Raw genomic sequence first — 25,194 nt, forward strand, 5'->3', positions numbered from 1 at the left:
CATAATTTTCCTTCTTTCTTTTTATTCATGATGCTTCTTTTTGTCAATTCTTTGCGCTTGATTTTGGGAAATTGGCCATAACATAGTAAATCTGGCACCACCTAAACTTGGACTGTCGTCTACCTGAACTTTACCACCAAACCAGTAAGCAATACGACTTACAATCGACAATCCTAGCCCATACCCTCCTTTATCGCCTGACGCTCGGGTACGACTATCATCCAGTCGGGCAAATGCCTCAAAAACTTTTTCACGATCTTTTTCTGGAATCCCAGCACCATCATCCTCTACACACACATAAGCCTGATTATTTCTAATACCACCGCTGATATGCACAGTACCATCACTATGCCGCAAAGCGTTTACCACAAAATTTTGTACCACTCGATGCAAATAACGATATTCTGCAATAACCTGAGTTTCTTCGGCTGGCAACATACTGGTAATTTTTTTGTCACCTTTAATCACTTCTGTTTCTTTAATGACCTGTTCAAGTACATTTCGTATTGAAACCGGCTCAAAATGTAATGATGGTGTGCCCTGCTCCAATTTGGCATAAGTCATGATTTCATCAATCAGACTGTTTAATGCTTCAATATCCTTATCAATCATTTCGGTTTGCTTGATACGACTATCATAGTCATCTGTTTCTGCCAGCATTTCCATGCCAAAACGAATACGAGCTACTGGAGTACGCAATTCATGTGATACCGCACGGGTTAGTTCTCGCTGTGCTTCAATCAAACGCTGTATATGCTCAGTCATCATATTGAAACTTAGACTAAGATTGGCTATTTCATCACTACCTTGTACAGCAACACGAGTATCAAGATTTCCTTTACGCACCTGATTTAGTGCCAAACGTACCTTTCCAATTTTATGTTGTAAAGGGCGTAGTAAAAAATACACCCCTAAACTCAGCATAAATAAACTAAATAATGTTACTCCAGCAACCAGTCTGAACGGCATCCAGTTAAAAACTGGTACAGGCCCCAGCACCAAGACTTTATTCGGCGTATTCGTATAAGCAGATACTGCTGAAATCGTTGTGCCTTGCATAGTTGCACTATCACGATAGAGTAAAATAGTCTGGGTTTTATCTGTGCGTAATCGACTAATCTGATCCATATCTAGCTTAAGATCTGATAAATTACGAAAAGCAATCGGATAAGGAAAATAAGGTTGTAATTCTTTTAAGCGTTGTTCTTCATTGCCGGGATAGTAGACCAGATCCTCCAGAATCAGAATCGGAATCATTTTAATCTGTACTTCTGACAGTTTATCGACTCGAATATGCAAAAATGATTTTGGCATACCATCGACCTGAACATAAACATCCCCGACCGCAGCTTCAGCATTATAACGAACAATAGCATGATCTGCCTGCAATCGATTTCTTTCACTACGGGATAAATCAAGCTTATCTTCTTTTACAATATCCAAAGGCAATTCGAGTATTCTGGATACATCCATTAACCAGTCTTGCTGGCTTTGTTGTGTTGGCTGTCTAGCAACGACTTGTGAAATCACATGAGCAACGCCATCCGCCATAACTTCTCGATAATCTTGGGCACGCTGATAATTAATAAGCTGCACAATGAAATAGGCCAATACCGCAACCAGCGCCACCAATGCAACCAAGCCAGCATAAATTCTAAAGAAAATACTGTGTTTTAAAGGTGACACATGCGTTTCCTATTTAATCAATAATGTATGGTTAAAGATGATTAGATTCTTTTACGAACAAATACCCTTTACTGCGAACAGTTTTGATACGCTTCGGATTCTCAGGATCATCACCAATTTTTGGACGGATACGTGAAATACGAACATCAATAGAACGATCCTGACCATCGTATTCAATGCCACGTAAACGTTCGAAAATATCTTCTCTTGACAGGATACGCCCTGCATTGGAAGCAAGTAACCACAATAAATCGTATTCTGCACTGGTAAAATCAACCAGTTCACCATCAAGGGTCACTGAGCGCCCACCATTATCAATCACCAAGTCATCAAATTCGATGCGCTGCGATACTTCTTCTTCAGCAGTTTTATCTGTACGACGCAACAATGCACGAATACGTGCCAACAAAACACGTGGCTGTACAGGCTTGGCAACGTAGTCATCTGCACCCATTTCCAGACCTAAAACCTGATCCATATCTTCAGTCCGTGCAGTTAACATCAAAATCGGATGTTGGTATTGCGAACGTACTTCACGACAAACAGTTAATCCATCTGCACCGGGTAACATCACATCAAGAACCACCAGATCTGGCTGCTCACTGATAATACGGCGAATCGCACGATTCCCATCTGTTTCGACCCCAACTTCCAAACCATTGCGGATTAGGTATTCCTGTGTCAGTGTTGCTAGACGCTCATCATCCTCAACAATCAAAATCTTTGGCAATTTTTCTTCTTGCGTCATTTGTCCTAACCTCTAATTCATTGTGATTTTCTATCTCTATCTAATTAAAAATTAAGTAGATAGATCAGCTATGTTCCTCATCAATATACACTCGTTTACATTGTAAACAAGTGCCTATTCACTAAATAACTACACTCTGCCTAGTTTTGTTTCTTTATTGTAGTTATTCGCATATAAATGAACATACAAACCTCTATTTTTTTACATGATATAGCAACTTCAGCATCAGTATTTTGACCAAAATGCAATTTTTTCAAGTTTATCCACATAGTTATCTATAAGTAAATTTCGCTAGTTTTGCTACCCTAGCGCATTGCAAATTTTTGACACTTTTTAGCTAAAAAATTTTTTGACCGCTAAGTATTGGAATCTAAATCATTTGGTTTGCCGAAACACAAACTTGGCAAATGTCAATATTGAATGATGATAAAAAATCCCTTATCTTGTGCCTCAATCATAAACCAAACACAATTTATAGTATTTATAGTTTAAGTTTCACTATAAAACTCAATGATAATGGAGCAGTGCCGTCATGAGTGTACTTAACACCACCCCGGGTGAAATACGTGTCATCAAACGTACTGGAGATGTTGCGGAATTTAATGCTGAAAAAATATCGGTTGCGATCGGTAAAGCATTTTTGGCTGTTGAAGGGCAACAAAGTCATGATTCCAGTAGAATCCATGATCGTATTTCAGAATTAACCGAAATGGTATTAAATACATTCAAGCGCCGCTTACCTTCTGGTGGAACAATTCATATTGAAGAAATTCAGGATCAGGTTGAATTGGCGCTTATGCGTACTGGTGAACAAAAAGTTGCGCGCGCTTATGTGATTTATCGTGAAAAACGTGCTGCTGAACGTTCTGAACGTAATGAAAATCATCATCCAACATTGCAGATTACTGATGCCAATGGAGAGTTAAAACCACTTGATCTGACTGCATTACGCCAGACCATTGAAAAAGCAGGTGAAGATCTGGAAGGTATTGACACCAATGCAATTGTTGAAGAAACCGTAAAAAATTTATATAACGGTGTAAATGAGTCCGACATCGCAACAACCATGATGATGGCAACGCGTACTCGTATCGAACACGAACCTAATTACTCTTATGTAACCGCACGGCTATTACGCAACAATTTGGTTCAGGAAGGTTTAGCATTTTTAGATTTGGCAGAAGACACGCTTGAAAATGATGCATTACCAGCATTTCTGCAAAAAGGTGTTGATTGTGATTTACTAGATCCAGAATTATTAAAATTTGATCTTGAACAACTTGCCACAGCCATCAAGCCTGAACGTTCAAATCAATTTACTTATCTTGGTTTACAAACACTGTATGACCGTTATTTCATTCATAAAGATGGTGTTCGCTTTGAACTGCCACAATTATTCTTTATGCGTGTGGCAATGGGACTGGCAATTAATGAAAAAGACCGTGAAACACGCGCCATCGAATTTTATAACTTATTGTCCAGCTTTGATTATATGGCATCAACACCAACGTTATTTAATTCAGGCACATTACGTCCACAATTGTCTAGTTGCTATTTAACCACCGTACCGGATGATCTATATGGTATTTATAGTGCCATTCGTGATAATGCCCTACTGTCCAAATGGGCAGGTGGTCTTGGAAATGACTGGACGCCTGTACGTGCCTTAAACTCTTATATTAAAGGTACAAATGGTAAATCACAGGGTGTTGTTCCTTTTCTAAAAGTAGTAAATGATACTGCCGTTGCTGTCAATCAGGGTGGTAAACGCAAAGGTGCGGTATGTGCCTACCTTGAAACGTGGCATTTGGACATTGAAGAATTCCTTGAACTACGAAAAAACACCGGTGATGACCGTCGCCGTACACATGACATGAATACAGCCAACTGGGTTCCTGATTTATTTATGCAACGTGTATTGGAAAATGCCGACTGGACATTATTCAGCCCATCAGATGCGCCAGATTTACATGATCTCACTGGTTTGGATTTTGCTGAACGTTATGCTCACTATGAAGCATTAGCCGAGAAAAAAGAAATTCTGCACAAAAAAGTTCGTGCTCAGGATTTATGGCGAAAAATGCTTTCCATGCTATTTGAAACTGGTCATCCATGGATCACATTCAAAGATGTATGCAACCTACGCTCTCCACAACAACACGTTGGTGTCGTTCATTCATCTAACCTATGTACTGAAATTACGCTTAATACCAGTGCAGATGAAATTGCGGTATGTAATCTTGGTTCAATCAACCTTGTTCGCCATATTAATGATGGCAAACTGGATGAAGAAAAGTTACAACGCACCATCAAAACTGCGGTACGTATGCTAGATAACGTCATCGACATTAACTATTATGCTGTTCCTCAAGCACGTAATTCCAACATGAAACATCGCCCTGTTGGTATGGGAATCATGGGTTTTCAGGATGCTCTATACGAACTAAACATTGGCTATGGCTCAACAGAAGCTGTCAATTTTGCCGATCGTTCGATGGAAGTTATTAGTTATCATGCCATTCAAACTTCAAGTGACCTTGCTGTGGAACGTGGCACTTATGAGTCTTATCAAGGCTCGTTATGGGATCAAGGTATTTTACCGATTGATTCACTGGATAATGTTGCAAAAACTCGTCCTGAAGGCATGTTTGATGTTGACCGTAGTACAACACTGGATTGGGATAGCCTACGTAATAAAGTTAAAAAAGACGGTATGCGTAACTCTAATGTAATGGCGATTGCACCAACAGCAACCATTTCAAATATCTGTGGTGTATCACAATCAATTGAACCAACCTTCCAGAACTTATACGTAAAATCCAACCTTTCTGGTGAGTTCACTGTGATTAACCCTTATCTGGTTCGTGCATTAAAAGCTCGCGGCCTATGGGATGTGGTCATGGTTAATGATTTAAAACACTATGAAGGTTCTGTCCAAAAGATTGCTCGTATTCCTGAGGATATCAAAACAATTTTTGCCACAGCATTTGAAGTTGAACCACGCTGGATTGTTGATGCAGCATCACGCCGTCAAAAATGGCTGGATCAAGCACAATCATTAAACCTGTATATTTCTGGTGCAAATGGTAAAAAACTGGATATTACCTACAAAATGGCATGGTTACGTGGCTTAAAAACTACTTATTATCTTCGAGCTTTAGGTGCAACATCTGCAGAAAAATCCACCATTAATACTGGTGCATTAAATGCAGTGAAACAAACCACCGTTGCTACACCATCTACTACTACCGCGCCAACGAAAGTAGACACTGCACCACAAGCAGCAACTTCTGAAGAGGGTTTTACAACTGCTGCGCCAGTACCACAAGCTTGCTCAATCGACAATCCTGATTGCGAAGCTTGCCAATAATTTTCTTTTGGAGATCATTAAGCATTTAATGATCTCTACTGACCATACTTGTTATCAAGTTGATCTATCCTGATAAGTTTTCGCCTCAATGACTATTTACAAAAACTTATCTCCCAAACTGCAAAACTTTTATGTTTTGTCATGAAACTACTCCGATTCGCTGTATGACAGCATTCAGCGATCAAAAAATTATTATTAAAGTAACCTAGAGAGAGTATGATATGTCAATCTTAAGCTGGGACGATTTTGAAGATGATAAGCAGAAACCATCTACACAGCCACAGAAGTCTGAGCCCGTCCAAACGCAAAAAGCGTCTGCATCACAAGTGGTATCTCATGCAGAATCACAAACGCAGAATGTGGGCTCTGCTCAACCCAATCAACCATCAACAGCAGGAATTGCAACTGATTCAACCGATCCGTTGGCTCGAGCATCTGCATCCTTAGCCAATCTGGATATCGCTCCGGGTTTAGAAGAACTGGAAATGGGCGCTGGCCGTGTGCAAGTCGATGACAAAGCCATGATCAACTGCCGTGCAGACCTCAATCAACTGGTTCCATTTAAATATGAATGGGCTTGGCAGAAATATCTGGATGGTTGTGCTAACCACTGGATGCCTCAAGAAATCAACATGAATCATGACATTGCTTTATGGAAGTCTGAAAATGGCTTGACTGATGATGAGCGTGTCATTGTGAAACGTTCTCTTGGTTTCTTCTCAACTGCGGATTCACTGGTTGCAAATAATCTGGTATTGGCAATTTACCGTCTTATCACCAACCCTGAATGTCGCCAATATATCTTGCGTCAGGCCTTTGAAGAAGCCATTCACACGCATGCTTATCAATATTGCATTGAATCATTAAGTATGGATGAAGGTGAAATCTTCAATATGTATCGCGAAGTTCCATCAGTTGCCCGTAAAGCAGCATGGGGACTTAAATATACGCAATCTTTGGGTGATCCAAGTTTTCGTACGGGCACACCTGAAACCGATCAGGATTTATTACGCAACCTAATCGCCTTCTACTGCGTACTTGAAGGTATTTTCTTTTATTGTGGTTTTAGCCAGATTTTAAGTATGGGACGCCGCAATAAAATGAATGGTGTTGCAGAACAATTCCAATATATCTTGCGTGATGAATCTATGCATGTGAATTTTGGTATTGATATGATTAATCAGATCAAAATCGAAAATCCACATCTATGGAGCAAAGAATTCCAGGAAGAAGTCGTTCAGATGATTCTGGAAGGAACTTTACTCGAAATTGAATATGCTCGTGACACTATGCCTCGTGGTGTATTAGGTATGAATGCCAGCATGATGGAAGAGTACCTGAAATTTATCTGTAATCGCCGTCTAATACAGCTTGGTTTACCAGAGCAATATCCGGGTGTAAACAATCCATTCCAGTGGATGTCGGAAATGATGGATTTACGCAAAGAGAAAAACTTCTTTGAAACCCGTGTGACTGATTATCAAACTGGCGGGGCGCTGAGTTGGTAAGTTATTAAAATCTCAGTGAATGACAGATAATGCGAGATTTTTGACATATATTACGAGATTGTTACAAATCCCATCAACTACATTAATTCAAAAAAATAGAGCCATTAGGCTCTATTTTTTTGAATTAAAAAATTAAGATTGCAATATAATTACAAATCCTTAGGTGTATGGAATTCATTTAGAGAATCTGACTTCCAAAAATCACCCCAAATTTTCTCTGAAATCTCTAAATACAATCTTTGTCTTTGATCAAGATAATCTTTAACGAATAGCTCTTTATTATCAGGACTTTTTAATAATTCAACCTTGTAAGATTGAAAACTCAATTTGAATTCATTTTTAGCATTAGTAAAATTTGGATTATTAATATATGCATCCTCATTTAGAGACTGTGCTAAAAGGTTTTCTTTTAAATAATGAGGAATTTTTTCATGAACAAACATATCTCTAAATGATTGATTAGTTCCATTTGGAAGTAGTATCAAGCCACCTATACGATTTCTATAATCTTCAAATGAACGCTTATCAGCAAAAGTTCCTTGATGGCGCTCATATTTATTTGCCCAAATATGTTCAACCTCAAATGGTTTACCTTTTGATGGTTCATAATATTGAACAAAATTAGTTTGCATACCTGAAATTTGTTCAATAAAAACAGTAATTCTAGTTAATAGAAATTTTACAAATCTATAATTTTGTCCATGTAATCTAAAACCAAGAACTCCATCAATTTTTTGATCCATCTTAGCTAATTTTTCGGAAAGAATTTTTCTAAGCTCTTGAAAATCTTGCTGTCTAATTTCTTTGACTAGGCTATACATTGTGTAACGAATTGATGTAGCCGAAAACAATTTAAAATTGAGAGAGCGCCTAACAGAAAAAGTCTCTATATATCGAGCGACTAAATCTATTTTTTGTTTTACGACAGTCATATCATCTGTCAATTTTAAAGGTGCTAACATTAATGGAATACTTAGAGTGGGTGCAATCCCCCATCTATGAATATAAAAGACATGTTCCAAACCTTCAGTTAAATTCTTTTGAGCATTTAAAATAACTAAATATGCTTTTAGAAAAAACTTGAATCTAACATTTACAAATGATTCATAAGATTCTGTATCTGAACTATTAAGATCAACTTTTTCAGGATTATCTCTTAACCAACTGTGAAAACGTGTTCCAATTTTTTCAAAGTCTTCATTTTTTGATCCCGCAGAACCTTGTCTAATTGTGTCGGCATATTGCGCCCGAAACCAAGATTGAAAGAATTTTTGATCTTCATTTTTATCAAAAGATTTAAGGTTTTGAATTTCAGACTTCCAATATTCATCTGCTTTTTTTCTTTTATTTTTATCACTAAATTTCGATAGTAGAAAACCTTTCAACATCTCAGATGGAGTTAAATTTAAACCACGATCATTCATCGTCTCGAATATTGTATAAGCATTTTCATCAGAATAAGCTGTGATCTGAACTAATATTACTTTTTCTTTAAGCCAATCAATAAAGTTAGCGAAACAGGTTGTAATCTCGTTTGGAAAGACTTCAGTAATATCTTCATATCTCGCAGCCATATTCAAAGAAGACTCGTCTGAATCAATACCCGTAAACTTCCCATCCTCGAATAAAGCATTAAAACACGCTAGACGTTCATCAACCTGAATATTAAAGGTTTTCTCACCAAATTTTTCAGAAAAAATCATAGAAGATATTGTTAAATTCTCATTTAAATCTTTTTGAAAATGATTTAAAAAAATCAAGAAAAGTGTTAGTGAAGTTAGCCGCTGTTGTCCATCAATAATACTTAAACTACCATCTTCAGAGGCTGAAACAACAAACGGACCTAAGTAATAGCTATTATAATTTTGGACATCTTTACGTGCATCACCTTGCGTATATTCATTTAAAAAAGCTGACGTTAAGTCAGTTACAAGCTGTTGGATATGTATTTTCTGCCAAGAATATTCTCTTTGGAAATAATCAACAGAATATTTTTGCTCATTTAGTACTTGATATAGTGTTTTATGAGATGCCTCTATTTTATTTGAAAGATTAGACACATATACCCCGATTTTAAGCTAATGATTTGTTTGATAATAAAAAAATAGCACATTTTTATAAATGTGCTTTAGATTAATTATAAAGTTTTAACTAAGTTAAAGTGGAACAACTGCATTCTGTTTCATCCATTTCAACCCATTCAATACCTCATTTTGACTAAATTCTTTTTTCTCTTTTGACCAAGCATAAAAATCCTTCAGAAGCTGCTCTTCGGTAACAAATAACTTTCTCTCTAACAAACGTAACCAACAAGCAAATAGTGTTGCGACTATTTCGATATGATCAGACTTGCTTGTTCTAAAAAGTCCGACTAGCGCATAAATATCTGATGTTTCTTTAGCAAAATACTTATTAAATGCTGATCTATGTTCATTACACTTAGTGAGAGGTTTATATTTTACATCTCGCTTAGGATCGTAACTAAACCACTCACGATCTTTAAACTCTTTATCTAAATAACGAGCCATAACTGGATCATAGGGACCAGCGGCATGTTGTTTAAAGTCAGCCGCCAAATCCATATGTTTTAGTTGTTGGCATAAGTAGATCAACTTTTGCAGTTTTAAATGACCAAAAGTTGGCTCTGTATGCAACTGAAACGTGATTTCAGCAGCTAAAGATAAAAGCTTCAAATCATCGTCAACACTATCATATGTAAATAAGTCAATTTGCTCAGTAACTTTTTGATTCGACTGCTTCACAGCCTCAATTGGCTTTTCAAACTGAATTATATTATCTTCTGTTTCAGATTCATTATTATCTTTTGAATCATTCAATGCATTAATAACTAAACTATCAGCCAAATGAAGCTTAGTTTTCCGTAATTTACTTTGTAGAACCTGAAACTGTTCAATAATAAAGAAGAGTTGATTTACTTTTGATACAATCCGTTTCTGCTCATTAATAGGTGGTAAAGGAATTTTTGTTTGTTGAATTTTATTCAAATTTAAGTTTGGTTGTGCTCCACCTTCTGCAATCTCACGAATTTCATCATAAATTTTCTGAAAAAATAATTTGATATATCTTCTATTTTCTAATGCTTCTAAAACAGGAATAATCCCAGCACATGCTTGATTTGTAGCAGCAGGAATGTTTAACTCTGTAACCTGCCCTCTAGTTTTACCTTGACCGTACATAGCTACAATTAATGATCCAACAGGATAAATTGTTAGATTGGTTTCTTTTAAGGCTAATTCTGAAACCATTTCGTTAGTTTTTTCAACAAAATCATTTGCTGTTTCACCACTCGATAACCAGTTTAAATCTTTCGGGTTCCAATATTCAGGATTTGAACGAGAAGGTGTAGCTCCAGTTCCTACATAGGCAATATTATTCAAATAAACCCAATTCCAATTATGAGGAACTTCATATGGCTTTTCTTCGTCAGTTATTTCAGGCAAAGGCTTAGATTTCTTAATTTTACCTTCTTTTACTAATTTCAATTTCTCTTCAGCAATTTGTTCTAGCAATTCACTTGCTGGTTCATCATTTGGGTCTTGTTTTACTAACTTACCCATTACAGCCAACTGCAAGATCGTTTGTTTTAGCTGTTCGACACTGTATTGAGTGGTAAATAACAAATCAAAGTTTTCTGAAATACGTCGCCAATTTTGTTGGAACTCTTCAACATCAGATGAATTAGTCAGAACATTCAATAACGTATCAACTAATTGATCATGTGCTTCTGAGCTTAAATTTTGATGCTGTTCAAGTTGATCACAAAGTTGCATCAGTTCATCAACTTTGTTAACGATTAGTTTTCTTTCTTCCTTAGATGGCATAGGAACTAGAAATTTTCTTAAATCTGCTGATGATAAATTTGGCTGAGCGGTACCATTATCGTAAATTTTGATCTGTTTTTTTGCAAAATTAGATTGCAAATATAAGCTTATATAATCAATGAAGCTAGGATCATAAGCTCTTAATATGACTAACGATGATGCAATTGCACCCTTCAAATCTTTTTGAACAACAACATACTTACCAAGTGAACCTCTTAAACAATATAAAAAATCACCTCCTGTAAATTTACCACTGTTTAATGAATCAAACTTTTCCTGAGTGATAAATGTCATCTCATGAGTATCAATGCCATCATTTTTCAAATGACCAGCATTGACAAACGGAACTCCGATTTCAACAAGGCAATCTTTATTGGGATAATTCTTGCCTCTATCGCCATTTTCAAAATAAAATAAATTTCCTAAGGTTTCCCAAGCCCAAGCAGATGGTATTTCAAATATATTATCTATAAGCTTTTCTTTAATAGAGTTTGTATCAATTTTTTTTGAATTACTTTTACTTAGGTTTAAAGGCTCTTGTTCAAATTTAGTTATTGAATGAGTTTTTACTAAGTTACCTGAAATTGCCAAATCTAAAATTAATTGACGTAATTTCTGAATGCCATAAATCGTATCATTTGAACCTGAACCCCGCCCACGTCCTGACTTTTTTTCAGTTTCTGCTGTCAACCAAATATCTAAATGCTCAGTAATGAGTTTTTTAACATCTGTCATTTTATTCATCCTGAACTATTGACCTAAAGCTTCATCTAAAATTGCTTTTAATTGCTGACGAATTTTAGCAACCTCACTCTCAAGGCTCTCATATTTAGCCAAAAGCTGTTCAGGGTCTTTTACATCCTCTTCAACTTGATGCGGATTTTTTATATCAAGGTTATAGCCGCGACCAATAATATCTTGAAGTGATACTTTCCATGCCTGTTCATTTTCTATACGACTTGTAAAGCCATCACTTTCTTTCCCCCACCATGCTTTTAAAGTGTCGAACTCCTTAAGCTGAAGTGGTTTAGTTTTATTATAAGCTTTTACACCTTGTGGCAATTGATGTTCATAGAACCATACCTCTTCGGTTTCCTTACCTTTAGTAAAGAACAAAATATTGGTACTAATCGATGTATAAGGAGCGAATACTGTCTTAGGTAAACGGATAATCGTATGAAGATTACAGTCTGCCATTAATTTTTCTTTAATTGCAGTTTTAATGCCTTCACCAAACATAAAGCCATCTGGTAATACTACTGCTGCACGACCATGCGCTTTTAAAAGCTGAATAATCAACACCATAAATAAATCAGCAGTTTCACGCGTCTGGAATTTTGAAGGAAAATTCTTTTCAATGCCTTGTTCTTCAGTACCACCAAATGGAGGATTGGTCAGAACTACATCTACACGTTTATCTGTCCCCCATGAAATCAAAGGATAAGATAAAGTATTATCTCTACGGATTTGTACAGGTACATCAATACCATGCAAAATCATATTGGTTGTACATAGCAAATGCGGCAAAGGCTTCTTTTCAATTCCGTAAATACTATTTTGTAATATCTTTTCATCTTCAGCAGTTTGAACATAGTTTTCACGCTTATGTTCAATTGCAGAAGTAAGGAACCCACCTGTACCACACGCAGGATCAAGCACAGATTCACCTAATTGAGGATCGATCATCTGCGCCATAAAAGTTGTGACTGCACGTGGGGTATAAAACTCACCTGAGTTCTTCGCTGCTTGTAAATCACGTAATAACTGTTCGTAAATATCACCAAAAGCATGACGTTCTTTGGATTTATTAAAATCAAAACCTTTCTGAATTTGGTTAATAATTTTTCGAATTAAACCACCTGATTTCATATAGTTATATGCATCAGCAAATACATTTTGCACTACACGAGTGCGAGGATCATCATTTTCAATGGCTAGATTTTGTAATGCAGGGAACAATTGATTATCAATAAAATCTTTCAGTTCATCCCCAGTCATTCCCTCATCATTGGCAGCCCAATTTCGCCAACGAAATTTCTCAGGAATCGGAGATTGAAAAGTTTGTCCTTCCAATAAAGCTAAAGTTGCAAGTTCATTTTCTCGATCATCAACAACCTTAAGGAACAACATCCAAACCAACTGCCCAAGACGTTGTACATCACCATCAACGCCTACATCTTCACGCATGGTATCTTGAATGGATTTAATTGTTCCTGAAATGCTCATATTACAACTGCATTAAACTTAAAAATTTGGCGGCAATTGTACCAATCAAGTGATTAAGATGCATCCTCATATAAGTGATCTCCTAACTCTTTTAAAGCATTCGTATACGCTTCAACCGATCCAAATGACTGAATGATTTCAATGATTGAACCCATTTGGTTAAATGGAGGAATTTGTAAAATCTTTACATCTTCAATGGGCTCAATACCTTGATCTGCATACTTATCAAGTAATGCATCCAATACTTGACGTGCCTGCTCATTGTACTTCGTAAAGTAATTGCGTTTTCGTACATTATTAGCACGTTCTTTTTTAGTTAAAGCAGGCTGGTCAAAAGCGATATGGCAAACCATATCGAATGGATCAAAGTCTTTACCCACCTCATCCTCTAAAGCTTCAAAAATCACGCCTTGCTTCTTAAACTCATCAATAATCAAAGATTTTTTATCAGCACCTTTCCACTTTCTCAAGAAAGCATCCAAGGACTCATAATCTTTCAAGATATGTTCCCTTGTATAATCTTTTAAGGATTCAGTAACCAGTTTTCCATCATTATCATAGAATTGAACTCGTTCCCCAATCACACTAACAGCCACATCATTTACATAAAATTTTCTTGGTGGTTCGCCATCACCCCCACCAGTATCGTCACCATCAGAAGTACCACCTGTTGTTGAATCATCATCAGGATAATCTGTCTCATCACCTTCATCTTCAATATCTGGCTCATCTGGTGGTACTACAGGTTCATCAGGTTTAGGTTCATAAATGACAACAGGTTCACCATCAAAAGCTGGATCACTAAAAAGCTCTGTCGCCTTTTTGAAATCCATAATCGTAAACCAAGTTTTTCCAAACTCTTCATTAATACGCGTACCACGACCAATCATCTGTTTAAACTCAGTCATTGACTTAATATGCTGATCAAGCACAATCAATTTACACGTTTCTGAATCCACGCCTGTGGTCATCAATTTAGACGTTGTTGCTATGACAGGATAGCGTTCTTCAGGATTAATAAAATTGTCTAGTTCAGCTTTACCTTCTTTATCATCACCAGTAATACGCATGACAAATTTACGATTTTCTTTGATTCGTTCGGGATTTAAATTTACTAGAGCTTGCCGCATACGTTCTGCATGATCAATATCATCACAGAACACAATTGTCTTGGCATAAGGATCAGTATTTATCAAAAACTCTGTAATTTTTTGGGCAACAAGTTCTGTACGATTCTTTAAAACAAGCCCTTTATCCATATCTTTAAGATTATAGATACGATCAGTAATTTCATTGCCATGTTGATCTTTCTTTCCTTTTTCTGGTCGCCATCCTTGTAGGTCTTTATCTATATCGATACGCACAACTTTATAAGGTGCAAGGAAACCATCTTGAATACCTTGTTTCAACGTATAGGTATAAACAGGATCACCAAAATATGTGATGTTTGATGTATCTTTGGTTTCTTTTGGAGTCGCTGTTAACCCCACATGAGTTGCTGAACTAAAATATTCTAAAATCTCACGCCAAGCTGAATCTTCTTTTGCACTTCCTCGATGACATTCATCAATCACAATTAAGTCAAAGAATTCTGGACTAAACTGTTTGTATATATTCTTTTCTTCTTCAGAACCTGTTACTGCTTGATAAAGCGACAAATAGATTTCATAGCTTTTATCAATCATACGCTTAGAGATTTTAGTCATGTGCTGACCAAAAGGTTTAAAGTCTTTATTTTTAGTTTGGTCGACTAAAATATTTCTATCAGCTAAAAATAAAATCCGTTTTTTCGCACCAGCTTTCCATAGACGCCAGATAATTTGAAAAGCTGTATAGGTTTTTCCTGTACCTGTTGCCATTACAAGTAAAATGCGGTTTTGCCCACGCGCAATTGCTTCAATTGTTTTATTAATTGCATTAACTTGGTAATAACGAGGTATACGTCCTGAGCCATCGTCATAATATGGATATTCGACTATTTGCTTTGATTCAGGGGTAGTCAAACCATTATATTGCTCATACAGCTTCCATAATCGCTCAGGGGGGGGAAATTCATCTAATCCTAACTCTTGCTCCACCTTTCCAAATAGACCCGTTTGGTCATGAAATAAAAATCCTTCACCATTACTCGAAAAAACAAAAGGCACTTGTAAACAGTCAGCATAGGCTAAAGCCTGCTGCATACCAGCCCCCAGACTATGATTATTATCTTTGGCTTCAATAATCGCTAAAGGAATATTTTTCTTGTAGTAAAGAACATAATCAGCACGTTTACGCTCACCACGAGTATGTAGTTTTCCACGTACCATGATTTGACCATTGGTAAAAGTCACCTCTTCACGAATTTGATGTGCAGTCCATCCTGCTAGTTCTAATGCAGGATTAATAAATTTACTGCATATATCTCGCTCAGATAGTTTCTTCTTATCCATTCTAAAGCCATATATTTGATCTTTATAATTAGAATAAAGAATTTTGCAAAGTTTTGATAGTTAATCAATGATTTAATAGTAGTAACAAAGAAAAACTTTAAAAACTGACTATGCAGCATCAAATTAATTAGCTAAATTTTAAACCCCATCAAATCCTAGTTACTATTTAGTAAGTACACTTATACCAACCCTGCTTATCATCCCATACAACCCGCCCTGACTCTAGTGGTGTTTGTTTATATAGAACATTTAGCCCTGATGAGATTTGATTGAAATTATTCAACCAGCCTTTAATATTGATTTTCAGATTGGTATGATCATTTGAAAAACCTTCTAAACTAGCTATAACCAAGCCATCAACTTGACGATATGTGGCTTGCCCTAGAACGATCGTCCCAGTAAATTCAGACAATCCTGCATTTTTACAAATCGTTTGACCAATATCCTTAGATTTAGGAGCATTGATCACTAAATTTCTTTCATAGTCATTTTTTAATCGCTGTTGTTCAAGTTTGAGTTTCTCAACAGCCAGCTTTTTATTATTTTCTTCAATATTTTTCTTCGACTGATATACGGTTAAATTGCTGTGTACTTCATTATCAGAAAGAACAGCTGTTTTAAGGGTTACAAAGTTTAAGGGTTGTCCCATTCCACCAATACGAGATAAGACAGGTTCAATGGATACATTCCATGGTGCTCTTGATTCACATGTAAATGTACCTGTTGCTGAAATAAGGCGTTGATTATTCAAAGCAGGTATGCGTGTACCTCTTAAATAACGAAACAGACTCTTAGACACTTGAAAGAAACGACCATCTTGAGTATCACATAGATTACTCATATAGACATAAGGAATTAAAGCATCAGGTACAGAAGATTCAAATAAGTACTCTTTACCATTTCCATCTTTACCGTTGAGAGACTTAGCGGCTATTAAATCATTTGGTGTTTTATAAGCCTTTACATCACTGGGCTTAATCGAGTTCGCTGTTACACATCCTACAAATGATAAACACAAACTCAAAATTACAAATAAATCTATATTTTTCATTTAGATAATTCCAACCATATATAAAATCAGGTATCTTTAATATTATTAAGTTTAGTAAGATTAGCACAATAGAGGATTATAATCCTCTATTTTAGTTAATTGAACATATAATCTTTAAATTTGGAGTTGTGTTTATGACTAGATTTCCCGATGACTATCAAATGACACCTCAAGAAATTGATGATTTACGTCAAGATACTAAGAATGCTTTGAATTCACCTGAATATTTAGCATTGCTAAGCCAAATCAAACAACTAGATATATCAAAATTCAAACAGCCACAGTATGTTCAGCAAATAGATAAAGATGAAATGAAAGAGTAGAAAAATTTATTTTTAAATTTAATAAAAACAATAATATGGGAACTCTAACATATCGTGCAGAGCCTTGAAATTGGAATAATTTAATTATAAATATACTCTGAAAATTGGGGCTATACCAATTACACTACTCAGATAAATATGCTTAATTATGGGATCAATGCTTTAAAAGAAAGAATCATCACTTATTTAATCTTTCGGCAAAATAACATGTGGTTCAACTTCAAGGATATGTGCAATTTCATAGAGCTTATGAACAGTAATATTCACTTCACCACGTTCAATTCGACCAAGATAACTACGGTCTATATTACACAGCAAGGCTAATTTTTCTTGGGTAATCTTTTTCTCAGATCTACACACCCTAATTGCTTGTCCAATTTTTTGTGCTAAATCGTTCATAAGTTCTATTCCCATAAAGAATAGAACTATTCATTTTTGAGGACTAAGTATCCACGGCTTATAATCCTCATTTAAATCAAATTTAAAACTTTCAGCACATAGAAACTTAAATTGTAGAATTTATACTTTTTAAGATTTAATTTATTCTTGTATTAAACCCTTTTAAGAAATAAAAAATTTGAATCATCCGACACCATTCCGCCTAAAAATCATCACTTAATTTATCAAGACTCCGAACCCTTTTAGGATACTTTTGAATATCTAATGCCTTACCAACTTCATCATGATCTGGATGAACTAGTTCTACTACAGAATCAGCTATATTTAGTACAATTAGAACCGTCACTAAATTTTTGAAATTTATACTTGGATCGCCCTTTTCCATTCGACTAATCGTACGCTCATCTACATGCACACGATTCGCCAATTCTTGGATTGTGATACGTCTACGAGTTCTAGCAATTTTAATATTCTCACCAACGTGCTGAAGTAACTCAGCAACGCCATCGATCATAAAAAGACTTGACGATTTCTTCATATAATTCTCAGTAAAAATCAGCAATAAAAGACATTATATCCAGCTTAAACCAACAATAACCACATTTAATGTCTACTTTTCATTTGACCTTTGCAAACTAATAGTTAGCTTAGACATAGGGCATTAAATATTATTTAATAAATTTCAAAGTGATAGTCCAGCCCACAACTAAAAATACTATTAATAAAGAATCTCAGAATGCTCAGATAACAAACAAATGCCCCTATAAATTTATATGAATGCTTAACTACAAATTTTGTTTTAGATATAATGCGCAAATAGAGGATTATAATCCTCAATAATTTATCAAGTGACTTAGATGAACGAAATCAAACATATTCTTAAAGAACCATTTCTTTTATTAGTTGAAAACGATGTGCTGATAACATGGTCTACCAAGCCTATATTATGCAACTTATAAATCAGAGTTGCTTAAATACAATGAATAACAATCGTCTAGTTGTCTCAATGAGCGACTTTCATGAAGCCTATGCTTCGAAAAACATCTTATATAAACCAACGACTCTGAAAAATATTTTTCAACTCACCCCTAATCAAGTTACTGAAATATTTATTTAAATCATGAAAAAATCAACACTTACACATACCCCAATTCCATTTTCAGATGAATTTTTAGCTGGATTTTTTCTTAGAGCTTCTTATGTAAATGGTTACCAATCACCAAAGCAGATGTTAAATAGCACTGGCATGTCAATTTATACCTTATCTTATGAAGCAATATTTACTGATGAAAATAAACTCAAAAAAGTTATAGAACACTTAAACTTTTCCGATGATTTGTTGAAACTAGTAATTAGAAAGACTCCTCCAACATTTCAATATTTTTTGTGGAATAACAATCAAATAATTCAGCCTCAACTCTTATCATTAGGTTTAAATAAATTCTGTCCAATCTGCTTAAAAAATAATGGTTATTGGAGAAAAAACTGGTTATTAAATCCTTTAACAATATGTCTGGAACACAAAATTACTTTAACAATTAACTGCCCAAACTGTCATGATCCATTATCAATAAATCGTAGGTCATTATTTGAATGTACTAATTGTCGCTATGATCTTCGAGAACATCAAAGTGAATCATCAACTCAAGATGATATCAATACGAATCATTGGTTTCTCGACAACCTAAACTCTAATAATGACAATTTTATAGAAATATTTTATGACATATGGATCGCACTACTTGAGTATTTTTCAAACTTAAACATCCATGTGAATAAGTCTTATATCTTGAGACTATTTTATGATTATTTCAAAAATGAAAAACGTTTTTTAGCTTTCCTTATTGAGAAAATTGAAGAAAATCTAGTTCATGCTCATCCTCGTATTCAATTACTTCCTTTTTTTCAAAAAAAGTCTAAATTCGAGCATATATTGGCTAAGATCCTGTCTCACTTTGAGGATCATAAACAATTTTCACCACAACTCATTGATAAAAAATTCAATAAAAATGAAGCAAGACATATACTTGGAGTCAGCTTTTCATCATTTCATAAAAGATTAAATGCAGGAATTCTATATCATGATCAGCTTGCAAATAATGAGAAAAATAGTTTTAGTGCCAAAATACTTGAAGACTGGTTGATTAATGAAGTAAGAAATATTAATGGTACATATGAATATCATCATCCACCACATCTAGCTGATGAATCCGATCATTACTACACGATTCCTGAAATGATGAAAATACTGGATATCAATAATAGAAACACACGTTTATTTCTTAAAACTCCAAATATTCCAACAACCAAAAAGTATCTCAATCATTATACACAGCTTTGTCTTCATAAAGATTTCATCAATGATTTTAATGAAAAATATATTTTCTTAAGTCCACTTGCTAAACAATTGGACGTTTCGCCACTTACACTAAGAGATAAACTTTCTAGTTTAAAAATCGATCCAATCCATATCAATAAACTTTACCCTGCTTTTTATGCAAGAAAAGACATTCAACATATAGATAAATCTACGATTGAGAATATAGTCTCTTTCAAGAACAATTTGGGGCGCAAGAAAAAAGGAACTGTAATAGAGAACGATAACAATGATTACATTAATCTGAATGACGCTGCTAAACTTTTCAATCTTTCATCAGCTCAAACAGCTCAACTCATTAAATACAAATGGTTGTTAATTGACGATATTGAAGAGCGCCCATACCGCATTCCAATAAGAAGTATTGATAGATTACTGCAATTAAAGAATGATCCTTCTTTTGTCTATATAGATGATGTACTCAAAGCACTCAACTGCACAGCTGACCAACTACAGAAGAATTGGATCATGACTGGCTATTTGACACTTCGACATATAGGTTATTGGCAATCACTACCAAAAAGGCAAGTTGATCATGTCTTAGAAATTCACAAAGATTTTTGTACAGCATCAGAGGCTAACGATATTCTTGGAATGCATAGAACTCATATTACTAATCTAGTCTCTAGAGGATTGATCAAACCATATCTTCACGGCAATCACAATTACTCAGTTAGGTTATTTAAACGAGAGGATGTTAAAAAACTGCTAGAAGCAGGCTATGGTAAAAAAATCTTAACTTATATGACAAAAAACTCTAAAAAGTCTTAACTTATATGTCAAAATTAGCTGAGATCATATGTCAATAAAATTCAAAAACTATTGATTTAATTGAATAACTCAATCTCATGTTATCTGTCATTCACTGATCTATAATAAATGCCGCTGATATTAGCGGCATTTATTATTTATACAACCTTATTAAAACCTATATTTCAAAGTTGCCATAACATTACGTGGTGTCCCATAAGCCGTTCCGGCACTGCCCCAACCCAATCCTGTGTAATAAGTTTTATCCAGCAGATTATTGATGTTGAGCTGAATATCCACATTTGAATTGAGTTGATAAGCGCCATTTAATGACACCAATGCATAACCACCCTGTTTAATCAATTCGTTATCAGTCGCTTGCGTTGCAGTTTGCGCATAAATACTGCCGCCTATGCGTAATTTTTCCCATTGTCCAGGCAAACGATAACTGGTGGAAAGTTTAAATTGTTGACGAGGTAAACTTGGATTAAATATTGTTCCAACAATAGTGGAATCAACATCTTTAGAATATTTGGTTTTTACATAGGTATAACCGGCAGTAACTTGCCAGCGATCTGTCAATGCACCACTGATTTCTGTTTCAAAGCCTTTACTTTCCACTTCACCGGAAGCACGTTTACAATAGCTGGTGCTACCGGCACAAGGATTTGGCCCTGATAAATCATTGACTGCACGATTTTGTTGCTCAATCAAAAATGTCGCAATACTGGCATTTAACTGACCATCAAAATACTCACCTTTTAATCCCAATTCATAATTTGTACCAGTAATCGGTTTTAACTGATTTCTATTACGATCAACATCACTTTGTGGCTCAAAGATTTCTGTCCAGCTTGCATAGATTGAGTGTTGTGGATTTAAATCAAAAACCACACCAGCGTAAGGGGTAATTTCACCTTTTTCATCATAGCTGGTATGGGCTCTTAAATTTTCACTTTTATACCAGTTAAAACGTGAACCCAAAATAAATTTCAAATGATCGGTCACAGACAAACGGGTTGCAGTGTATAAGCCAGTTTGTCTAGTCTTGGTATCAATATTCCATCTGGTCAAATCAATATCAGGTCTGCTAATAATTGAGGAATCCCAATCGTAGGGGTTAACCGTCGGAGCGCTCGTGGTCCAGCTATCCGTAGACCAGCCACCCCAGTTTTTATTATGTTTTTCCCGATAGTTCGCTCCCACAATTAATTCATGACTTCGGTTAAATAAATTATAATCACCATTCAGTGTTAGCTCATAGCTATCCGCTTTGTTATCCAATTTGTAATGCTGCACACTTTGATAAAATGGACTGCCACCAACAGCATTATTGGCGTACAAACTACCACTACCGGTTTGAGTGGAAAACAAAATATCCTGCTCAGGTCGCTTCCAGTTGCCTGCAAATTTTAGTTTCCAGTCATTGGCAAAAGTATAGGTCAAGTCGGAAAAAATACTTAAATCTTCCTGTTTCCAGAAATCAAAATCATTGGATAAATTGGTTTTTCGACTAATATTAAAAAAACTGCCATCAGTATGATTTGGAAGACTTTGAGTTCCACCCTTATTATCTACTTTACGATAGTGAACACCCAATGTTGCCAATAAATTACTGCTGAGATCAGCTTCAACAATGCCATAAAGCTGATAATTACTGGCATCTGCATTGTCATAGAATTGATCTTTGTCCTGTGCAGCAACCACTGCTCTGGCACGAATGGTTTTATCTGCATTTAATGCACCACCTACATCAACACTAGCACGATAGTTATTCCAGCTTCCAGCACTAATCGAAACTGTACCTTGTGTTTCTGTTGTAGGCCGTTTTCGTACCAGATTAATGGTTGCTGATGGTGTTCCTGCCCCTGTGGTCAATCCGGTAGCACCACGGACGACCTCGATACGGTCATAAATATCCAGAGAATCATTATCTGCATTGAAGGTACCATTGGCACCTGTATCCAGTGTTAAACCATCCACATTAAGATTGGAAATAGCAAAACCACGTGCACTAAAACTGCCAGAATCACCAACGTAATAACCTGACTGAGTCACCAATCCTGTAATGTTCTGTACCGCATCATCCAACGTTGTTAGCCCTAGATCATCAATTTGCGAACGGGTCAGGATACTGACCGATTGTGGTGTTTCTTTCATGGACAAATTCAATTTGGTCGCACTATTCATTTTCCCTGTAGTATAAGAACCTGTACCCTCTGTGGTATTTTGAGCAGCATGAACAGTAATTGCAGGTAATATAGAAACACCATCAGTATTACGATAATTGCCTTTGGCATTGACATCTATTTGTTTTAATTCTCCTATATATTTTGGTTCAGGCTTTTTTTGGCTTTGTGTTGTTTTAATTGTAATAACATAACCCGTGGCTTGCTTTTGAGCCTGTAAATTTGTACCTTGTAAAATTTCAGCAAATCCCTCATCTACTGAGTAATTTCCTTTTAATCCAGCACTTTGAATCTTGGATAATTGTTTGCCATCCATTGCAATGGCTATCCCTGCCTGTGCTGCAAACTGGTTAAGTACCAAATTAAGTGAACTGGCTGAAATCTGGTAGTTTTTAACTTGTACCGTATTTGCTATAGCAATTGGAGTAGAAAGTAATACACCTACCCCAATTGCCAAATGAATAGAAAGCGCTAATGGTTTTAATAGTGTTTTCTGAGAAGATTGTTGCTTTTTCATCACATTGCCCCACATCGAAGACTGAAATATCAATAACACTTATTGATGCTGTTTGTTTCTCTATAGGTCGGATGAAAATGCAAACTGCGTAATCAAAATAAGAAATATTTGTAAAATTTATTTTAATTAATTGTTATTTAATTATTTATTTTTTATCAGTGTTCTTCCCAGAAAATCTTTTTCAACTGTAATCGGCAAACTATTTTCCAGTAAAACTAATCCTCTGCCATCAAGTGGCAACATTGCAGTAACCTCAATGTGATTTAATGCTTGAGCATCATATTTAAATGTTCGATCATCATAACTTTGCAAAATTGCCAGTACCTGATCCAATGGCATTAAATCAATTGCAAGCATGTGCTGTTGCCATGCCGTTTCCGCCTGTTGAATGGAAATTTTTTGTACAGGGTGAATACCTTGTAAATCAATAATAATTTGTTGACCAGCATCAACCTTGACGATTTGTTGTTGTCCATTTATCAAAGTAGTAGTGACTTCAGTACTGGAATGTAACATGGTTAAAATCGTTGCCTGACCATGATGTTGTACAATAAATCGTGTCCCTAATGCTTTGATCTGGGCAAATTCAGTGTCGATGATAAATGGTCGTTGCGCATCTTTTGCAACATCAACCAGAATATTACCATCCAGTAATTCAATAACGCGCTGTTGTTGATTAAATTTAATGTTATAGGCGGTATGGCCACTGATTTTGATCTCTGAATCATCTGGTAAGACCTGCTCATTCCAAGAATTATAACGATTTTTAGTATCCGCAAACCAATATTGCGTATTGGCCCAATATCCCATAACAGCAGTAAATATACAGATAAATATTATAGACAGAATTTTGTGAGATTTTTTAAATAGATGATCTGGCTGAGTTTGTTCGACTGCTTGTTCAATAATTTGATGTGAAATAGTATGTTGTTTAAATTGTTCAAAAGGCTGGAATGTTGACTGCATTTGCTTAACCATTTCAACATGCCGTGGATTCTGTTGCTGCCAGTCTAGAAATTCTTGTCGATCCTGTGCAGTACAATCAATACTTTGCATTTTTAATAACCATAGTGCAACCTGCTCCATCAGCTCCGTATCTGATAGAGGATTATTGTGTTGCTGATGGTTTGAGCCTGACATCAATTAATTCTGCATCATCCATTGGTGACAATGTACCATTGCTTTGACCAAATCAAGCTGCACAGTACGTCTGGATACTTTTAAATGCTGGGCGATTTTTTCCTGTGACATACCATCCAGATAATATAATAACAGACATAATCGTGGGCGTTCAGCAAGATCACTGACAGCAAGTGTTATCCTTTGCAATAACTCAACGATCATGATGGTTTGCTCCGGCGAACTCTGTACATTCTCCTGCTGAAGATACTGCAAATGCTCCAGATATTTTTTCTCAACAATGGCATGTCTTGCCTGATCAACCACGATACAACGTGCTGTCGTAGCAAGATAAGCTCTAGGTTCCCGAATCAAATGTGCCTGATTAGAAATAAATAATTTTAAAAAAGTATCCTGTACAATATCTTCCAGATGAATATTCGACTTCAAATGTCTATATAGCCATTGGCTTAACCAATTGTAATTCTCTGCATAAATCTGACAGAAACGTTTACCGGCTTGTTGAGTTAAAGAGTCCATAACATAACTGCGATGAAATAGATTAAAATATGTAACCATCTTACTAATAAATGATAATTCTTTCCATTATTATTTATCTGAACACTTACAAACCAACTTAAAACCCTTGTATTTATG

At 35.6% G+C, this 25,194-nt stretch carries 16 protein-coding genes; 4 read left to right on the forward strand and 12 right to left on the reverse strand.

From position 1 onward, the window contains the following. Window positions 1-21 precede the first annotated feature (21 nt). Both F4V57_RS05855 and F4V57_RS05860 read right to left on the reverse strand, forming a co-directional pair. On the reverse strand, window positions 22-1,686 hold the full coding sequence (locus F4V57_RS05855; protein ID WP_070068983.1) for an ATP-binding protein: 1,665 nt from the start codon (window positions 1,684-1,686) through the stop codon (window positions 22-24). Between the two features lie 31 nt (window positions 1,687-1,717). Next, window positions 1,718-2,434, reverse strand: coding sequence for a response regulator (locus F4V57_RS05860; RefSeq protein ID WP_070068984.1), 717 nt, complete (start codon window positions 2,432-2,434; stop codon window positions 1,718-1,720). A gap of 532 nt (window positions 2,435-2,966) precedes the next feature. Here F4V57_RS05860 and F4V57_RS05865 point away from each other — a divergent pair. Together F4V57_RS05865 and F4V57_RS05870 are read left to right on the forward strand one after the other, a co-directional pair. Beyond that, on the forward strand, window positions 2,967-5,804 hold the full coding sequence (locus tag F4V57_RS05865) for a ribonucleoside-diphosphate reductase subunit alpha (protein ID WP_070068985.1): 2,838 nt from the start codon (window positions 2,967-2,969) through the stop codon (window positions 5,802-5,804). Window positions 5,805-6,025: 221 nt separating this feature from the next. Further along, window positions 6,026-7,312, forward strand: coding sequence for a ribonucleotide-diphosphate reductase subunit beta (locus F4V57_RS05870; RefSeq protein WP_070068986.1), 1,287 nt, complete (start codon window positions 6,026-6,028; stop codon window positions 7,310-7,312). Window positions 7,313-7,461: 149 nt separating this feature from the next. Here the strand turns inward: F4V57_RS05870 and F4V57_RS05875 are convergent, their stop codons facing one another. The 5 genes from F4V57_RS05875 to F4V57_RS05895 form a co-directional block, all read right to left on the reverse strand. Further along, window positions 7,462-9,372 carry a DUF262 domain-containing protein gene (locus tag F4V57_RS05875; RefSeq protein WP_070068987.1) on the reverse strand — a complete coding sequence of 637 codons (1,911 nt, stop codon included), beginning with the start codon at window positions 9,370-9,372 and terminating at the stop codon, window positions 7,462-7,464. A gap of 96 nt (window positions 9,373-9,468) precedes the next feature. Then, window positions 9,469-11,889, reverse strand: a complete 2,421-nt coding sequence (locus tag F4V57_RS05880) for a restriction endonuclease subunit S (RefSeq protein ID WP_070068988.1) — start codon at window positions 11,887-11,889, stop codon at window positions 9,469-9,471. Between the two features lie 15 nt (window positions 11,890-11,904). Further along, entirely contained in the window at window positions 11,905-13,380 is a 1,476-nt protein-coding gene (locus F4V57_RS05885) for a type I restriction-modification system subunit M (protein WP_070068989.1), read from the reverse strand. 53 nt (window positions 13,381-13,433) lie between these two features. Further along, complete coding sequence (gene hsdR, locus F4V57_RS05890) at window positions 13,434-15,812, reverse strand: EcoAI/FtnUII family type I restriction enzme subunit R (protein ID WP_070068990.1); 2,379 nt, start codon at window positions 15,810-15,812, stop codon at window positions 13,434-13,436. Between the two features lie 166 nt (window positions 15,813-15,978). Then, window positions 15,979-16,863: a hypothetical protein gene (locus F4V57_RS05895; RefSeq protein WP_070068991.1), complete on the reverse strand. Its 885-nt coding sequence runs from the start codon at window positions 16,861-16,863 to the stop codon at window positions 15,979-15,981. Between the two features lie 134 nt (window positions 16,864-16,997). Between F4V57_RS05895 and F4V57_RS05900 the strand changes: the two genes are divergently transcribed. After that, window positions 16,998-17,186: a hypothetical protein gene (locus F4V57_RS05900; RefSeq protein WP_070068992.1), complete on the forward strand. Its 189-nt coding sequence runs from the start codon at window positions 16,998-17,000 to the stop codon at window positions 17,184-17,186. Window positions 17,187-17,372: 186 nt separating this feature from the next. Here the strand turns inward: F4V57_RS05900 and F4V57_RS05905 are convergent, their stop codons facing one another. Then, window positions 17,373-17,585 (reverse strand): helix-turn-helix domain-containing protein, encoded by a 213-nt coding sequence (locus F4V57_RS05905; RefSeq protein ID WP_070069038.1) that lies wholly within the window; start codon window positions 17,583-17,585, stop codon window positions 17,373-17,375. Window positions 17,586-17,787: 202 nt separating this feature from the next. Next, window positions 17,788-18,123 (reverse strand): helix-turn-helix domain-containing protein, encoded by a 336-nt coding sequence (locus tag F4V57_RS05910; RefSeq protein ID WP_070068993.1) that lies wholly within the window; start codon window positions 18,121-18,123, stop codon window positions 17,788-17,790. Window positions 18,124-18,705: 582 nt separating this feature from the next. Between F4V57_RS05910 and F4V57_RS05915 the strand changes: the two genes are divergently transcribed. Then, complete coding sequence (locus F4V57_RS05915; protein WP_070068994.1) at window positions 18,706-20,733, forward strand: TniQ family protein; 2,028 nt, start codon at window positions 18,706-18,708, stop codon at window positions 20,731-20,733. Window positions 20,734-20,883: 150 nt separating this feature from the next. Here the strand turns inward: F4V57_RS05915 and F4V57_RS05920 are convergent, their stop codons facing one another. The 3 genes from F4V57_RS05920 to F4V57_RS05930 all read right to left on the reverse strand — a co-directional run bounded on the left by F4V57_RS05920 (window position 20,884) and on the right by F4V57_RS05930 (window position 25,077). Continuing rightward, on the reverse strand, window positions 20,884-23,418 hold the full coding sequence (locus tag F4V57_RS05920) for a TonB-dependent siderophore receptor (RefSeq protein ID WP_070068995.1): 2,535 nt from the start codon (window positions 23,416-23,418) through the stop codon (window positions 20,884-20,886). Window positions 23,419-23,559: 141 nt separating this feature from the next. Next, window positions 23,560-24,558 carry a FecR family protein gene (locus F4V57_RS05925; RefSeq protein WP_070068996.1) on the reverse strand — a complete coding sequence of 333 codons (999 nt, stop codon included), beginning with the start codon at window positions 24,556-24,558 and terminating at the stop codon, window positions 23,560-23,562. A 3-nt stretch (window positions 24,559-24,561) separates the two neighbouring features. After that, on the reverse strand, window positions 24,562-25,077 hold the full coding sequence (locus F4V57_RS05930) for a sigma-70 family RNA polymerase sigma factor (RefSeq protein ID WP_070069039.1): 516 nt from the start codon (window positions 25,075-25,077) through the stop codon (window positions 24,562-24,564). Window positions 25,078-25,194 lie beyond the last annotated feature (117 nt).

The organism is Acinetobacter qingfengensis, from assembly GCF_008693185.1.
Lineage (GTDB): Bacteria > Pseudomonadota > Gammaproteobacteria > Pseudomonadales > Moraxellaceae > Acinetobacter > Acinetobacter qingfengensis.

What these genes read in the sequence shown, in the direction of transcription:
- F4V57_RS05885 (WP_070068989.1), bottom strand. Translation starts at nt 13,380, where the DNA reads ATGAGCATTTCAGGAACAATTAAATCCATTCAAGATACCATGCGTGAA.
- F4V57_RS05865 (WP_070068985.1), top strand. Translation starts at nt 2,967, where the DNA reads ATGAGTGTACTTAACACCACCCCGGGTGAAATACGTGTCATCAAACGT.
- F4V57_RS05910 (WP_070068993.1), bottom strand. Translation starts at nt 18,123, where the DNA reads ATGAAGAAATCGTCAAGTCTTTTTATGATCGATGGCGTTGCTGAGTTA.
- F4V57_RS05925 (WP_070068996.1), bottom strand. Translation starts at nt 24,558, where the DNA reads ATGTCAGGCTCAAACCATCAGCAACACAATAATCCTCTATCAGATACG.
- F4V57_RS05895 (WP_070068991.1), bottom strand. Translation starts at nt 16,863, where the DNA reads ATGAAAAATATAGATTTATTTGTAATTTTGAGTTTGTGTTTATCATTT.
- F4V57_RS05905 (WP_070069038.1), bottom strand. Translation starts at nt 17,585, where the DNA reads ATGAACGATTTAGCACAAAAAATTGGACAAGCAATTAGGGTGTGTAGA.
- F4V57_RS05870 (WP_070068986.1), top strand. Translation starts at nt 6,026, where the DNA reads ATGTCAATCTTAAGCTGGGACGATTTTGAAGATGATAAGCAGAAACCA.
- F4V57_RS05915 (WP_070068994.1), top strand. Translation starts at nt 18,706, where the DNA reads ATGAAAAAATCAACACTTACACATACCCCAATTCCATTTTCAGATGAA.
- F4V57_RS05860 (WP_070068984.1), bottom strand. Translation starts at nt 2,434, where the DNA reads ATGACGCAAGAAGAAAAATTGCCAAAGATTTTGATTGTTGAGGATGAT.
- F4V57_RS05900 (WP_070068992.1), top strand. Translation starts at nt 16,998, where the DNA reads ATGACTAGATTTCCCGATGACTATCAAATGACACCTCAAGAAATTGAT.
- F4V57_RS05880 (WP_070068988.1), bottom strand. Translation starts at nt 11,889, where the DNA reads ATGACAGATGTTAAAAAACTCATTACTGAGCATTTAGATATTTGGTTG.
- F4V57_RS05930 (WP_070069039.1), bottom strand. Translation starts at nt 25,077, where the DNA reads ATGGACTCTTTAACTCAACAAGCCGGTAAACGTTTCTGTCAGATTTAT.
- F4V57_RS05920 (WP_070068995.1), bottom strand. Translation starts at nt 23,418, where the DNA reads ATGAAAAAGCAACAATCTTCTCAGAAAACACTATTAAAACCATTAGCG.
- hsdR (WP_070068990.1), bottom strand. Translation starts at nt 15,812, where the DNA reads ATGGATAAGAAGAAACTATCTGAGCGAGATATATGCAGTAAATTTATT.